Annotated in this window: 13 protein-coding genes; 6 read left to right on the forward strand and 7 right to left on the reverse strand. The window is 70.7% G+C overall.

What is annotated here, in order from left to right:
* Positions 1-356 precede the first annotated feature (356 nt).
* The 3 genes from glcF to MFF40_RS25250 form a co-directional block, all read right to left on the reverse strand.
* On the reverse strand, positions 357-1,685 hold the full coding sequence (glcF, locus tag MFF40_RS25240; protein ID WP_147897255.1) for a glycolate oxidase subunit GlcF: 1,329 nt from the start codon (positions 1,683-1,685) through the stop codon (positions 357-359).
* Positions 1,686-1,731: 46 nt separating this feature from the next.
* Positions 1,732-2,919 (reverse strand): FAD-binding protein, encoded by a 1,188-nt coding sequence (locus MFF40_RS25245; RefSeq protein WP_147897254.1) that lies wholly within the window; start codon positions 2,917-2,919, stop codon positions 1,732-1,734.
* A 101-nt stretch (positions 2,920-3,020) separates the two neighbouring features.
* Entirely contained in the window at positions 3,021-4,463 is a 1,443-nt protein-coding gene (locus tag MFF40_RS25250) for a lipopolysaccharide biosynthesis protein (protein ID WP_147897253.1), read from the reverse strand.
* A 428-nt stretch (positions 4,464-4,891) separates the two neighbouring features.
* Between MFF40_RS25250 and MFF40_RS25255 the strand changes: the two genes are divergently transcribed.
* Positions 4,892-6,601 carry a methyl-accepting chemotaxis protein gene (locus MFF40_RS25255; protein WP_187278240.1) on the forward strand — a complete coding sequence of 570 codons (1,710 nt, stop codon included), beginning with the start codon at positions 4,892-4,894 and terminating at the stop codon, positions 6,599-6,601.
* Positions 6,602-6,670: 69 nt separating this feature from the next.
* Here MFF40_RS25255 and MFF40_RS25260 read toward each other — a convergent pair whose 3' ends face one another.
* Entirely contained in the window at positions 6,671-7,171 is a 501-nt protein-coding gene (locus MFF40_RS25260; protein WP_147899324.1) for a GNAT family N-acetyltransferase, read from the reverse strand.
* Between the two features lie 848 nt (positions 7,172-8,019).
* On the opposite strand from MFF40_RS25260, the gene MFF40_RS25265 reads away from it, so the two are divergent.
* Complete coding sequence (locus MFF40_RS25265) at positions 8,020-9,186, forward strand: type III PLP-dependent enzyme (protein ID WP_147857345.1); 1,167 nt, start codon at positions 8,020-8,022, stop codon at positions 9,184-9,186.
* Between the two features lie 130 nt (positions 9,187-9,316).
* The gene (locus MFF40_RS25270; protein ID WP_147899322.1) at positions 9,317-9,868 is read left to right on the forward strand and encodes a GNAT family N-acetyltransferase; all 552 of its coding nucleotides are present in this window, start codon (positions 9,317-9,319) and stop codon (positions 9,866-9,868) included.
* Between the two features lie 35 nt (positions 9,869-9,903).
* Here MFF40_RS25270 and MFF40_RS25275 read toward each other — a convergent pair whose 3' ends face one another.
* The gene (locus tag MFF40_RS25275; protein WP_147856541.1) at positions 9,904-10,473 is read right to left on the reverse strand and encodes a PAS domain-containing protein; all 570 of its coding nucleotides are present in this window, start codon (positions 10,471-10,473) and stop codon (positions 9,904-9,906) included.
* 273 nt (positions 10,474-10,746) lie between these two features.
* On the opposite strand from MFF40_RS25275, the gene dgcN reads away from it, so the two are divergent.
* The gene (gene dgcN, locus MFF40_RS25280; RefSeq protein WP_147856540.1) at positions 10,747-11,760 is read left to right on the forward strand and encodes an N-acetyltransferase DgcN; all 1,014 of its coding nucleotides are present in this window, start codon (positions 10,747-10,749) and stop codon (positions 11,758-11,760) included.
* A 1-nt stretch (position 11,761) separates the two neighbouring features.
* Complete coding sequence (gene dgcA, locus MFF40_RS25285; RefSeq protein WP_147899323.1) at positions 11,762-12,745, forward strand: N-acetyl-D-Glu racemase DgcA; 984 nt, start codon at positions 11,762-11,764, stop codon at positions 12,743-12,745.
* A 132-nt stretch (positions 12,746-12,877) separates the two neighbouring features.
* On the opposite strand, the gene MFF40_RS25290 is transcribed toward dgcA, so the two are convergent.
* A complete protein-coding gene (locus MFF40_RS25290) occupies positions 12,878-13,216 on the reverse strand; it encodes a DUF1491 family protein (protein ID WP_147897040.1) in 339 nt (112 codons plus the stop codon).
* 277 nt (positions 13,217-13,493) lie between these two features.
* Between MFF40_RS25290 and MFF40_RS25295 the strand changes: the two genes are divergently transcribed.
* Positions 13,494-13,784, forward strand: a complete 291-nt coding sequence (locus MFF40_RS25295; protein WP_147857813.1) for a hypothetical protein — start codon at positions 13,494-13,496, stop codon at positions 13,782-13,784.
* 75 nt (positions 13,785-13,859) lie between these two features.
* Here MFF40_RS25295 and MFF40_RS25300 read toward each other — a convergent pair whose 3' ends face one another.
* Complete coding sequence (locus MFF40_RS25300) at positions 13,860-14,558, reverse strand: peptidoglycan-binding domain-containing protein (RefSeq protein WP_238262750.1); 699 nt, start codon at positions 14,556-14,558, stop codon at positions 13,860-13,862.

A 14,558-nucleotide genomic window follows, 5' to 3' on the forward strand; every position in this document is an offset into this window, starting at 1 on the left:
ACCTCAGAGCCATCGTCACTCAGACCGCCTGATCCCCTTCAAGCGATCGCCCTGGCGGGACGATGTCACGGGATCGTCACGGCGGTGGGGCGGGGCACTTCGGTTCCGTCGGGGGGATTCTTCATTGGGTCCGGCAGCGGACGCTCGATACGCCGCACTCTCCTCGCCCATCGCTGACGGAATGAGGGCAACGGCCGGGACCCTGGCACGCGTCTCCCTCCCCCGCAGAGGGGGGAGGGAAGGCGCGTGTTGGTCTCGGAGAGATTTCTTTTGCAGTCGAGAACCATCCGGATCGCGTTCCGTGAATCCGATAGCCCGCAGCAGGGGAGGGCAGGCGCCCGCATCCGGCCGCAATCCTACTCCGCCGCCTCCAGCCGCGGCGTGACGCCGTCGAGCGCGGCGGGCCTTGGGCCGCCGGTGGCCCAGTCCAGCAGCTCCACCGTGTGCACGATCGGGATGCCGGTGCCTTTGCCGATCTGCGTGGCGCAGCCGATGTTGCCGGTGGCGATCACGTCGGGGCGGATGCGCTCGATGTTGGCGACCTTGCGGGCGCGCAGCTTGGCGGCGAGCTCGGGCTGCAGGATGTTGTAGGTCCCGGCCGAGCCGCAGCAGATATGGCCCTCCGGCACGTCCTTCACGGTGAAGCCGGCGCGCTTGAGCAGCGTCTTCGGCTCGGTCCGGATGCCCTGGCCGTGCTGCATCGAGCAGGCCGAGTGGTAGGCCACCACGAGGTCGCTCTCCGCGGTCGCCGCCAGATCGAGCTGCGCCACGTACTCGGTCACGTCCTTGGCGAGGCTCGAGACCCGCTGCGCCTTCTCGGCATAGGCCGGGTCGTCGCGGAACATAAAGCCGTAATCCTTGATGGTCGTGCCGCAGCCCGAGGCCGTGACCAGGATCGCGTCGAGGCCCTTGGCGATCTCCGCGTCCCAGACGTCGATCGTATGCTTGGCGTGGGCGTGGGACGAGGCTTCCTTGCCCATGTGGTGGGTCAGCGCCCCGCAGCAGCCCTCCGCGGCATGGACCACCTCGATGCCGTGCCGGTTGAGCAGCCGGATCGCCGCCGCGTTGAAGTCCGGCCGCAGGACGCTCTGGGCGCAGCCGCGCAGCAGGGCGACGCGCTTGGTCGCTTGGCCGTCCTCCGGGGAAAAACGTCCGACGCGGTTGGTCGGCTCGCGTCCGGGCAGCCGCGCCGGGGCGAGGTCGAGCATCGCGGCGAGCCGGTTGCCGACCCGCGGCAGCCGCGCCACGATCCCGCGGAACGGCGCGCCGAGCTTGGCGGCGATCAGCGCCAGCCGGAACCGGTTCGGGTAGGGCAGCACCTGCGCCAGCAGCGCGCGCAGGAACCGGTCGTCCGTCGGGCGCGCGAAGGTCGTCTCGATATGCGCCCGGGCGTGGTCGACGAGGTGCATGTAGTGCACCCCCGACGGGCAGGTGGTCATGCAGGACAGGCAGGAGAGGCAGCGGTCGATGTGTTTGACCACCTCCTGCGAGGCGGGTTTCCCGCCCTCCAGCATGTCCTTGATCAGGTAGATCCGGCCGCGCGGGGAATCGAGCTCGTCGCCCAGCAGCAGGTAGGTCGGGCAGGTCGCCGTGCAGAAGCCGCAATGCACGCAGGTCCGCAGGATCTTTTCCGACGCCGCCATGGCGGGATCGGCAAGCTGGGCGAGGTTGAAATTGGTCTGCACGATGCCTTCCTGCTGCTCTCATCTCCGGGCGGGGAGGGGACCGGACTCACACGCCCGCGTACATCCGGCCCGGGTTCAGCACCCCGGCGGGATCGTGCGCCGTCTTGATCCCGGCGGTGATCCGCATCAGCGGCTCCGCCAGGGGCTGGAACACCGGCACCGCGGCCCGGACCGCATCGGGGGCGCGCACCAGCGTCGCGTGCCCGCCCTGGGCCCGCACGGCCGCGCGCACGAGGGCGGTGCCGGCATCGCCGGCCGATTCCGTGGCGAGCCAGATCAGGCCGCCGCCCCAATCGTAGAACCAGCGTGCCCCGCGCTCGGCCGCGATCGCCGCCACCAGGGCCGGGCCATGACTGGGCGCGGTCGAGATCCGCCACAGGGCGGTGTCCCGAGGCTCGGCGAGCGGGGCGGCATCCCGCACCGCCTGCCACAGGGCGGTGCCGGCCTCGCCCTCCACCAGCTCGGGCGTTCCGAAGCGCTTGAGCAGGCGGCGCAACTCGCCGGTCCGGTAGTCGATCGACTCCGCGAACCCTTCGAGGCGCATCAGCGTCCGCGCCCCGGTGCCGCCGATCCCGGCCGGCAGGTGCGCCGCGCCGGTGAGTTCGAACGGCGAGCCGAGGGCCGCCGCCAGGGCCGCGACCGCGCGGGCATCGTCGAGGCCGGGAAACACCAGGGTGGCGACGCGCTCGCAGGCCGGCAGCACCTTGAAGGTGACCTCGGTGAGCAGCCCGAGCGTGCCGTGGGCGCCGGCCATCAGCTTCACGAGGTCGAGCCCGGTGACGTTCTTCATCACCCGGCCGCCCGACTTGATCGCCTCGCCGCGCCCGTTGACGAAGCGCACGCCGATCAGGCTGTCGCGGGCCGCCCCGGCGTTGATCCGGCGGGGGCCGGCATTGTTGGTCGCGGCGACCGCGCCCAGGGTCGGCTCACCGGCGGTGCCGTAGAGCTTGCGAAAGTCCATCGGCTCGAACGGCAGCATCTGGCCCCGGGAGGCCAGCAGGGCCTCGACCTCCGCGAGCGGCGTGCCCGCGCGCGCCGACACCACCATCTCGGCGGGCTCGTAGAGCGTGACGCCGGCGAGCTTCCGGGCCGAGAGCGTCGCGTTGTCCTGCGCCGGCCGGCCGAGCCCCGACGCGGTGCCGCCTCCGGCGAGCCGCAGGCGCTCGCCGCGCCCGGCGGCCGCGCGCACGATGTCCTCCGCTTCCGCCTCGCTGCCGGGCTCGTAGCCGCCCATCGTCTCCGCCCCGGTTCTTTTTGGACTTGTTCCAGAACCGGTTTCGCCGGAACGCGCGGCGGATTCAAGCGGAGGCGGCGTCGCGGGCCCGGCGAGGCGTTCTACCCAGCCGCGATGGTCCGGTCCGGGCGCAGGCGCGACGCCACCTGCCGGCGCAGCCCGGCGATGTCGAAGATCCAGACCAGCGCCCCGTACAGGACCGCCCCGGCCGGGACCAGGACCGCCAGGGCGGCGGCGGGCGGCAGGTGCCGGAACGGCGCCAGCGCCAGGCCCATCGCCCCGCAGGCGAGGGTCGCCGCGCCGATCTGGCCCCAGGGCAGCACGATCCGCTCCGGGCCGGTCAGCGCCCGCCAGCCGAGCCAGAGTGCGGCGGCGGCGAGGCCCAGCGTCTGGGCCAGGGCGACGCCCATCCCGCCCATCCGGTCGGGCAGGAGCAGCAGGCCGGCCCCGTTGACCGCGAGCCCGACCAGGGCCGCGGCGATCACCGGAAAGGTCCGGCGGCGGATCTGGAAGACCGGGTTCAGAGCGTAGAACATCATCGACAGGCAGAACAGGCCGGGCATCAGCGCGACGCTGTAGCTCTCGAACGGCCCGCGATAGGCATCGGGCACCACCAGCCCCTGGAGCGCCGGCAGCACCGCCCAGAAGCCGACCGCGCAGGGCGCCAGCAGGGCGAACACGGTGCCGGCATTCTCGGCCACCTGCGCCTCGGCCGCCGCGCGGCCGTGCTGCTCCTCGGCCTGCACGGCGAACTGGAACAGCAGCAGGTCGAGCGCGGTGCCGAGCGTCATCATCGAGCGCGAGGTGACGTCGGCGGCCAGCGCGAAATAGCCGGCCTCGGCGAAGCCGGCATGGCCGGCGATCGCACCCCGGTTCACGAAGGCGAGGCACTGGTAGGCGGTGTTGGCGGCGATCAGCGGCAGGCCGTAGCGGGCGAAGACCCCCCAGGTGGCGCCGAGGCGCGGCTGCTCGAACGGGTGCTTGGGATCGCGCAGGGGGTGGCGCAGCAGCACCACGGCGGCGAGCTGGCTGAGTCCTGCCGCCGCCAGCACCCAGGCCGGCTGCGGCAGCCACCAGGCGGCCGCCGCCATCAGGATGAAGGCCAAGACGTTCTTGACCGCCACGAGGCCGAGATAGAGCTTTCCGTCGAACCGGGCCCGGGCCAGGGCCGCGTGGTAGTCGAACACCCCGATGCCGAGCGCGGCGAGGCCGGTGCCGCACAGGACCGCCGCGCGTCCACGCGCGCCGCCGCCGAAGCCGAACGCCCCGCACAGGGCGGCGGCGCAGAGCAGCACCAGGCCGATGCGCAGGTAGGCCCGGTCGAGCCCGTGGCGGATCCAGGGCTCGTCCACCCGCACGCGCCCCGAGTAGAACCGCGTCGCCGACAGCCGCAGCCACTCGAACAGCACCGTGTTGAGCACGATCGCCCCGGTGGTCGCCAGCGCGAACCGGCCGAAATCGGCGGGCCCGAGCAATTGGGCGATCAGCAGCCCGAGGACGAAGTTGAGCCCCGCATTGATCACGAAGGCGGCGATCACGGCCATGGACGGCGCCTCATGCGCGGCGAGGTTCTATAAGGTGCCCCAGGGCTTAGGGTCGGACCCGTAAGACTCTCCTAACGGGGCGGGAACAGGGCGAGGGGCCTCATGCGGGCCGCGAGCCGCCGGTCGCCTGCGGCGTGGTTTCGACCCGGGCTCCCCATCTTAGAGGCGCGATATACAAAATACAGCAAATTACATATCGATCAGCGCGTTATTTTGGAATGTCTTTCTGGTCAGTATTTCAAATTTATTCAAAGTAAAAAATCAAATTAAGACATTCTGCAGGCAATAAGCCTTCAACTCATTAAAATCTTGACATTGAATGGCCGCTGTGGAATTTATTCATAACAAGTTTGACAATCTTTGGATATCTATAGTTTATGTTCGATATAAATCCGAAGCATTCGATATCTTTTCGCATCGGTATATTGGTGACCGTGCTGATCGCGCTGTCGATCGCAAGCATTTCGGGCCTGATGCTGACGGAGATGCGCGACGAACTTCGGGATCGCGCCCAGCTGGCTCTCGACAGCAATCTTCGCCTGCTTCGCCAAACCCTCATCGACGAGGGCGGCGCGGGGGCGGCCTTCGCGATCACGGCCGGCCAGCTCGCGATCGGGCAACACGTGATTACCGCCGCCGATCCAGCGGTCGATCGCGTCCGCGACATTCTCGGGGGAACCGCCACCGTGTTCCTCGGCGATACGCGGATCGCCACCAATGTGATGGCGCCGGACGGCCGGCGCGCGATCGGAACGCATCTCGCCGCCGGGGCCGCCCACGACACCGTCCTGCGTGACGGCCGGGGTTTTCGCGGCGAGGTGGATATTCTCGGCACACCCTATCTCAGCCGATACGAGCCCATTCAGGACGCGGACGGCAAGACGCTTGGAATTCTCTACGTCGGCGTGAAGAAGGCGGACTTCCTGGCAACCCTGGATGCGTTGCTGCGGCATGCCGTGCTTGTCGGTGTCGCGATCACCCTGGTGAGCGTCGCACTTCTTTGGGGCGTCCTGAATCGTGCGATGGTGCCGCTCAGAAGACTGACCCATGTCCTCATCGATCTCGGCCGTGGGGATCTCGACCGCGACATCCCCGCCACCCAGCGCCGGGATGAGGTCGGCGCCATGGCGCGCGCCGTGCAGATCCTGCAGATGGACGCCCAGGCGCGCCAGCGCCTCGAAGGGGAGGCCGAGATGGCCGCCGCCGAGAAAGCCAGGACCCTGGATCAGCTCGAGGACACGCTCGCCGGCTTCCAGGGCGCCATGCAGGATGTGGTGACGACCGTCGCCCGCAACACCCGCGAGATGGGCGAGATGGCGGAGGCGCTGACGGCGATTTCGACCCAGACGGCCCGCGAGGCGGATAGCGCGTCGACGATCTCGACCGACACCGCTGCGCATGTCTCGGCCGTATCCGCCGCCACGCAGGCATTGTCGGGGTCGATCCAGGAGATCTCGCAACAGATCGACCGGATGTCGCAAACGGTGCGTCAGGGGAGCGTCACCGCCGAAGAGACGGCCGGGCAAGTGCGGGACCTTGCCGCGACGGGCGAGCGTATCGGACGGGTCGTGGCCTCGGTGCAGGCGATCGCCGAACAAACGAATCTGCTCGCGCTCAACGCCACCATCGAGGCGGCCCGCGCGGGCGAGGCGGGCAAGGGGTTCGCCGTGGTGGCGGCCGAGGTGAAGACGCTCGCGGCCCAGACGGCGAAGGCCACGCAGGATATCGTCGCGCACGTCGCCGAGATCCAAGACGGGACGCGCCGCGCGGTGGTCGCCAACGATCAGGTCTCCGATGTCATGGCCGTCATCTTGGACTCTGCCGCCAGCGTGGCCTTGGCGATTGAGCAACAGGACGCCTCGACTCATGAGATCGCCCGCAGCGTCCGGAAGGCGGTGGAAGGGGCAAGCCAGCTATCCGGAAGCATCTCGGGCGTTCGCTCGGTCGCGGGCGAAACCGCGGGCGCGGCCGGTGGTGCCCTCGAGGTCGCGCGCGCGATGCGGTCGCAATCGGTGGAGATCGACTCTCAGGTCCGTGCCTTCTTGCTGGCGCTGCGGCAGGGGGCGATGGACCGTGGCCAGCCGAAGGACTTGAACGGCCCCGGTTCCGAGCGGGGCGCATCTCGCGCCGTCGCTTGACCCATACGGGTCGAGGGGCGGTCTGCGGCGCCAAGCCGCTGCTCCTGCGGCACTCGGCTTGATCGGCTCCTAAAGCCCCCGCTCGTAGCGCCAGGCCTCCATCCCGTCTTCATAATAGGCGGGCTGGACGGCGAAGCGGGTGTAGCCCCGGCGCTGGTACAGGCGGATGCCGGCGCCGTTGTCGGCGCGGACCTCGAGGCGCAGGCGGTCGCAGCCATGGGCGCGGGCCTGGGCCTCCGCGGCGTCGAGCAGTTTTCCGCCGAGCCCGAGGCCGCCGCGGTTGGGCGCCACCGCGATCGAGGCCAGGCGGGCGATCCGGCTGCCGCGCCGCCGCTCCAGCACCGCCGCGCCGACCAGGACCGGATCCCCATCCCCGTCCGGCCCCGCGATCAGCGCCGCCAGGACGTCCATGCTCGGGGACAGGATCGCGTGGCGGATCGCCCGGCGCTCGGCCCGGTCGGTGGCGAAGGCGGCGTGCTCCAGGGCGACGAGCGCGTCGAGGTCGGCCAGCCCGGCGGTGCGGATCTCCGGCTCCGGGAGCCCGTCTCCGCGCGGATCGCGCACCGGCATGCCGAGGGGGGCGTTGACGGGGGCGTTCACGGGGGCGCTCACGCCCGGGCCGTCGTGACGGCGCCGAAGCCGGCTCGGTCCAGGCGGACGGACGATAAGGATGCGGCTCCGGAGCCGGGCGCGACGGCGAGGCGATCCGGCACCGCTCTCGATCTGTTCGGCCCGGTCATCACACGCTCGACTGAGGACATCGCTCCGGCGGTCAGATGCCCGCTTCCGGACCGCTTGGGAAGCCCGCGCGACCCGGCCGCCGGTCGGGAATGCGCCGTTTTTGCAACGGCTGCGGCATAGGGCGGATCGCGTGGGGGAATACGGGTCGATCGGGCCCGAAGCCCCTTGTTGTCGGGGGTCGTTCTCCGTATATGCGCCGTGCCCAATTTCGCACGTGCCTGTGGCCGCGTGCCGGTTGGTGGGCATCCGGTCAACTGCCGGACAGCCGCCAGGGGTCTTAAAGGATCGATGGTCGCAAGGGTGGATCCCTACGGCCGGCATCCAGGTGGCGACACCGGACCCCGACAACAACCGGCAGCCGGAGGCGAAACCGGCGAACCCCGCTCTCCACGGGGGACGCAGCTTAAAGCAACGACGAACGGGCTTTTTTGGTCTCGTCGGCCCTCCAAAGGCCGGCACCGAAGAGGCTTGTTTCTCTTTGCCCGGCGTGCGGTGGGGGTCCTCCCTTCCAATCCACGGCAGCTTCCGGGTGCTCTGCGCCCGCCTGGATCGACGCGTCTCCAAAGCGCTTCGGTCCGCGCGACGCATCGCCCCCTGACGCCGACGGCCCGTTGGGCCGTCACATCGACAGCGCGCCCGCCAGACGGGCGCTCGCGAACCCGTGCCGGGAGACGACCATGACCGATCGCATCCGTGATTTCCTGCGCGTGCGCCGTGACCTCGGTCAGGACGAGGGACCCGTGATGGTCCTCGACCTCGATGTCGTGCGCGACAACTACACCGCCTTCGCGCGCTCCCTGCCGGACACCCGCGTGTTCTACGCCGTGAAGGCCAACCCGGCCCCCGAGGTGCTGCGCCTGCTCGCCGAGATGGGCTCCTGCTTCGACACCGCCTCGGTGGCCGAGATGGAGATGGCGCTCGCCGCCGGCGCGACCCCGGACCGGATCTCCTTCGGCAACACCATCAAGAAGGAGCGCTGCATCGGCCGCGCGCTCAAGCTCGGCATCCGCCTGTTCGCGGTGGATTGCCAGGCCGAGGTCGACAAGATCGCCCGGGCCGCCGAGGCCGTGGAGGTCGCGGCCTCCGACGTGCGCGTGTTCTGCCGCATCCTGTGCGACGGCGCCGGCGCCGACTGGCCGCTCTCGCGCAAGTTCGGCTGCGTGCCCGAGATGGCGACCGACGTGCTCGAGCACGCCCACCGGCACGGTCTGGAGGCCTACGGCATCTCGTTCCACGTCGGCTCGCAGCAGGGCAACACCGAGGCCTGGGACGGGGCGCTCGGCTCCGCGGCGGCGATCTTCCGCGAGTGTGCCGAGCGCGGCATCTTCCTGTCGATGGTCAATCTCGGCGGCGGCTTCCCGACCCAGTACCTCAAGGCGGTGCCGGGCGTGGAGAGCTACGGCGAGGCGATCTTCCGTGGCCTGACCAAGCATTTCGGCAACCGGATCCCGGAGACGATCATCGAGCCGGGCCGCGGCATGGTCGGCAATGCCGGCCTGATCGAGGCCGAGGTCGTGCTGGTGTCGAAGAAGTCCGCCGACGCCGACGAGGTGCGCTGGGTCTATCTCGACATCGGCAAGTTCGGCGGGCTCGCCGAGACCATGGACGAGTCGATCCGCTACCCGATCCGCACCACCCGGGACGGGGACCGGACCGAGCCCTGCGTCATCGCCGGGCCGACCTGCGATTCGGTGGACGTGCTCTACGAGCGGCAGCTCTACCCGCTGCCGGTCTCGCTCTCGATCGGCGACAAGGTCCTGATCGAGGGCACGGGCGCCTACACCACCACCTACGCGGCGGTGGCCTTCAACGGCTTCCCGCCCCTCCAGCAGATCGTCATCTGACTTCTTTCGGATCGTTCCGGCGGCCCACGGCCGCCGGACGCCGATCTCCGAAAGCCGCAGGGATGGAGGGCGCCCGGCCCGCCATCCAAGAAGAGCTTCTCCCGCTCGTCGGCCCGGGGAGGGCACGGTCATGATCGAGATCCGCGCGGAGCACCTCAACGACGTCCCGGCGCGCGAGCGCCTGCTGGACACCTGTTTTGCCGGCAATCGACGCGCCAGGACGTCGGAGCGCCTGCGCGAGGGACGGCGTCCCGCCCGCGGCCTCGCCTTCGCGGCGACCCGGACCGGCCGCCTCGTCGGCACCCTGCGCTTGTGGCACGTCGAGGCCGGCCTCGCCCGCCCGGCGCTCCTGCTTGGCCCGCTCGCGGTCGATCCGGCGATCCAGGGGCAGGGGCTCGGCTCGGTGATGATGCAGGCCGCCCTCGGGCGGGCTGAATCCCTGGGCCACGGCGCCGTGCTGCTCGTGGGGGATGCGCCCTACTACGCGCGCTTCGGCTTCGACCAGGCGCTGGCCGAAGGGCTGACCCTGCCGGGTCCGTTCGAGCGCGCGCGCTTCCTCGGGCTGGAGCTCCGCCCGGGGGCGCTCGCGGGCGCCGCGGGCATGGTCCGGCCGACGGGCGTCCTCGCCCCGGTCGAGTCTGTGGCGGACGAGGCGGCGGTCGCGCGACGACGCGCCGCCTGATGGCCGCGGCCGGTCCGGATGAGCCCGGGCCGGCCTCAGTGAACCGTTTCGCCATCCTCGATGACGGATGCGTCGGGTGAGATCGCCATCCGCCGCGCGATCGCCTGGGCGACCCGGAACAGGGCCTCCCGCAGGGGCGCCAGCGCGGCCTTGCCGCCATCCTCTTCGATCAGGCCGTGCGCAATCAGCAGATGGTCGGCCACGAGGTCGAGGGTCGAGGCCGGGGCCATGGCGGGACTCGGCGGCGGCGGGACGAAGCGCCCGAGGCCGCCCTGCGCCTGCATGGGCTCGCCGCCCGGGGGGATGTCGGTGATCGAGCCGAGGAACCCCAGGAAGGTGTGGTCGGGCGGCCCGTAGGAGGGCACCGCCCCGGCGGTCGCCCAGATCGAGGCGCCGTCTTCGCAGGAGAGGCGAAACCGGACCGTGAACTCGGCCTGCGCCTGCGCGGCCTCCTTGATGACCGCCCGCAGCACCGCGCCGTCCTCGCTGTGGAGCCGCTCGAACCAGCCCTGCCCGACGGCGTCGCGGCTGGCCTGCCCGGTGAGGCGGTGCCATTCGGGGCTGACATAGGTCAGGGCGCCCGTGGCGTCGGTCATGAAGATCATCGGATGACCTCCGGATGCGGAAGGCTGCTCGACCGATGGAATCCGCCCATCGCGAGCGCAGGACTCCTTCGGCAATCGTGCGCGGATGCCGCCCGTTCCGGTGCGCGGGCCGAAAGTACGGGGCGGCCGGGGAAATCCACCGCTGCCCGGGCATGCCGGCGATGCGCCGGACGGGGACGGCGTCCACCGCCCTGGCCGCCATCGTGCATTGCGCCGAGCGGCCACGATCCCGCATAGACGGGCCGCCGGCTTCCCCAGAAGGCTTTTCGACCGATGCAGATCGCCACGCCCTATCTGATGTTCCTGGGCGACGTGCCCGACACGCTGGCGGCCAAGACCGCCTACGGCATCAAGGATTGGCGCCCGGACTGGTGCGTCGGCCAGATGCGTCTCCCCGGCTGCGCGGCCGACCTGGGGATCCCCGACATGACCCTGCCGGAGGCCCTGGCCAAGGGCTGCCGGACCCTGGTGATCGGCGTGGTCAACGCCGGCGGCGTGCTGCCGGACCACTGGATCAAGGAGATCGTGGCGGCGATCGAGGCCGGCCTCGACGTGGCGAGCGGCCTGCACGTCAAGCTCGGTGCGGTCCCGGCGATCGCGGAGGCCGCCGCACGGCGCGGCCGCCAGCTCCACGATGTCCGCCACACCGACGAGCGTTTCCCCACCGGCAAGGGCACCAAGCGCGCGGGCCGGCGTCTGCTCACCGTCGGCACCGACTGCTCGGTCGGCAAGAAGTACACCGTGCTGGCCCTGGAGCGGGGCATGCGCGAGCGCGGGCTCGATGCCGATTTCTGCGCCACCGGCCAGACCGGCGTGTTCATCTCGGGCCGAGGCGTCGCCATCGACGCCGTGGTGGCCGACTTCATCTCCGGCGCGGTCGAGACGATCTCGCCCGAGGCCGCCCCGAATCACTGGGACCTGATCGAGGGGCAGGGCTCGCTGTTCCACCCGTCCTTCGCAGGCGTCAGCCTCGGCCTGCTGCACGGCGCCCAGGCCGACGCCTTCGTGGTCTGCCACGAGCCGACCCGCACCACGATGCGGGGCGTGAAGCACCCGTTGCCGACCCTCCAGCAGGTGATCGACCTCACCGTGCAGCTCGGCAGCCTGACCAACCCGGCGATCCGCCCGGTGGGGATCGCCGTGAACACGCAGGCTTTGGGCGAGGGCGAGGCCAAGGCGCTCCTCGAAAAACTCGCCGCCGAGCACGGCCTGCCCGCCACCGACCCGGTGCGCTTCGGCGTCGCCGGGCTGGTCGACCGGATCGTTTCCGACTTCCCGGAGGTCTGACATGGCCCGCCGCCTGACCCTGTCCGTCGAGCGCTTCCCGATCGCCGGGGCGTTCACGATCTCCCGGGGCAGCCGCACCGAGATCGCCGTGGTGGTGGCGACCATCACGGACGCGAACGGGATCGGGCGCGGCGAGTGTGTGCCCTATCCCCGCTACGGCGAGAGCGTCGAGAGCGTCGTCGCGCTGATCGAGGGGCAGGCGGACGCGATCGGCGCCGGGATCGGGCGGGACGAACTCACGGCGCGGATGAAGGCGGGCGCGGCGCGCAACGCCCTCGACTGCGCGCTGTTCGATTTGGAGGCCAAGCTTCAGGGCCGCCGGGCCTGGGAGATCGCCGGGCTGACCGCTCCCGCCCCGGCTGTGACCGCCTACACGCTGAGCCTCGGCACCCCCGAGAGCATGGGCGAGGCCGCCCGGGCGGCGTCCCACCGGCCGCTGCTCAAGGTGAAGCTCGGCGGGGCCGGCGACCCCGAGCGTATCGCCGCCGTGCGGGCGGGCGCCCCGCAAGCCCGGCTGATCGTCGATGCCAACGAGGCGTGGCGGCCGGAGACCGTGGAGGCCAACCTCGCGGCCTGCCTGGAGGCCGGCGTCGCGCTGATCGAGCAGCCCCTGCCGGCCGACGCCGACGCGCTGCTCGCCGAGATCCCGCATCCGGTCCCGGTCTGCGCCGACGAGAGCCTGCACGACCGCGCCGGCCTCGACGCGCTGGCCGGGCGCTACGACGCGGTCAACATCAAGCTCGACAAGACCGGCGGCCTGACCGAGGCGGTGCTGCTCGCCCGCGAGGCCCGGGCCCGCGGCCTGTCCGTGATGGTCGGCTGCATGCTCGGCACCTCGCTCGGCATGGCGCCCGCCACGCTGCTGGCGTCCCAGGCCGACTTCGTCGATCTCGACGGCCCGCTGCTGCTCGCCCGCGACCGCGCCCCGCCGCTGCGTTACGACGGGAGCATCGTGCATCCGCCGGAGCCGGAGCTGTGGGGGTAGGGGAAGCGACAGGATCGGGGCGGGGCGATCGCTCGCCGCTTCGCCCTGAATCCGGTGGGCAGTATTGAACCGAGTAATACGAATATTATTCGAATTTTTTATTGGCGAAATCCTGGCTCGTGAACGGCCAAGCTACTCCGCCAACTCCAGAAAATGCCGCCCCTCCCGATCGTCGATCTCGATGATCCAGAGATCGGAATCGAACCGGATCTCCTTGGTCAGCCGCTCCTCGACGTCGAGCGGCGTGCCGCCCGTGACGAGCGCCGTGAAGCGGCGGTCGCCGCTCTCCTCGGCCTCGAACAGGGCCTGGGGGGCAGGGCTGTAGAGGTCGGCGGTGCCGTCGAGGCGGTCGACCTTGACGAAGATCGCGCCGGCCTCCGGAGAGCCGCGCCGCCGCTGGACCGCCGGGATGCCCTCGATGCCGAGGCGGCGCAGGTGGGCCGAGACCCAGAAATCGGAGCGCAGGCGCATGCGTGTCGGGCCTCCTGGACGAGCGCCCGGGATGCGCGAAAGCGGCCGCCGGAGCAACCGGGGATCGGATCGCTCGCATGACCGCAGACCCGGCCTTCGCCCGACCGGATGCGCAACGATCAAGTCGGCCGAGTAATCCAGAAAAATATTCTGTCAATCCCGGGATTAAAATAAGATCAATTGATGTGTTGTTCCGCACATAATCGCTGAATTCTGATGATTAACTGAGCATAAGCCGCTCGGATTTGCAGGAGACGGCGCGGAAAGGAGCATCTACATGCCGAGATTCGCTTGCATTGCTGCACTCATCCTGTCCTCCGCATGCGCGGTCAGCGCACCGGCCGACGTCAAGGCGGAAACGCTGATGGATCTGCTGGGCAACCGCGAGTCGAGGTCCTGCCCGCGCTATCAGCGGACCGCCAGCGACCCCTGCAACATCGTGGTCCATCGGTCCGGGGGGAATCCGACCCAGGACATGACCGGGTCGATCGGCCATGCGAAGTCCTGGCAGGGTAACGGCGGCCCGCGCTGCAAGACGATCTGCCGCTTCACCGGCACGCAATACTGAGCGCGCCGGGCCGGCGGATCCGGGCCGCGCCCGGGTCTCGCCGGCTCCGATCGCGCTTCGCCGCGGGCGAGCGCCTCAACCCTGGCCGGCGTGGGACAGCAGCGCGCGCAGGGTTCGGCCCGCAGCCTCGCCGGTCACCGGCAGCTTGGCGCCGCGCTCGAACTTCTCGATCGCCGCCCGGGTGCCCGGCCCCATCGCACCGTCCGGCTTGACCGGATAGCCGAGCTTCGACAGCGCCTTCTGCGCGCGCAACACCGGATCGGCGTCCTTTTCGGACTTGGCCGTCTTCGTTGCGTCCTTGGCGGTCTCCTTCGGCGCCGGCTTCGCGGCAGCCCGGGTCGGGACGGCCTTGGGCGTCACCGAGGCGGTCGTCTCGTCGGAGCGGATCAACTCGGCGATCGGGTCGCGGGCGGCCTGCTTGGCGGCGGCGCGCTCGGGTTGCACCGGCTCCTTGGCCACATCCCGGATCGCCTCCTTCGGGGCCGCCGCCGCCTCGCGCGGGGCAGGGGCCTTCTGGGCCGCGACCTTGGGCAGGATCGGCGCCGGATGCCGCCCGGATTGATGGCCCAGCGCGTTGAAGCAGATGAAGCCGGCCGCCCCCACGGCCACGAGGCTGCTGACCACCGTGCCGGGGCTGTTCCGGCACGAGGCGCCCGTGGCCTTCATGGCCCCCACGAGCACGCCGCGCCAGTCGCTCGGGGCGGCGCGCCGCTGCGCAGGACGGCGGGCGGAGCGCGCCTCGCCCGGGACGGTGATCTCGCGGTAGCCTGACAT

Source organism: Methylobacterium mesophilicum, from assembly GCF_022179445.1.
Lineage (GTDB): Bacteria > Pseudomonadota > Alphaproteobacteria > Rhizobiales > Beijerinckiaceae > Methylobacterium > Methylobacterium mesophilicum.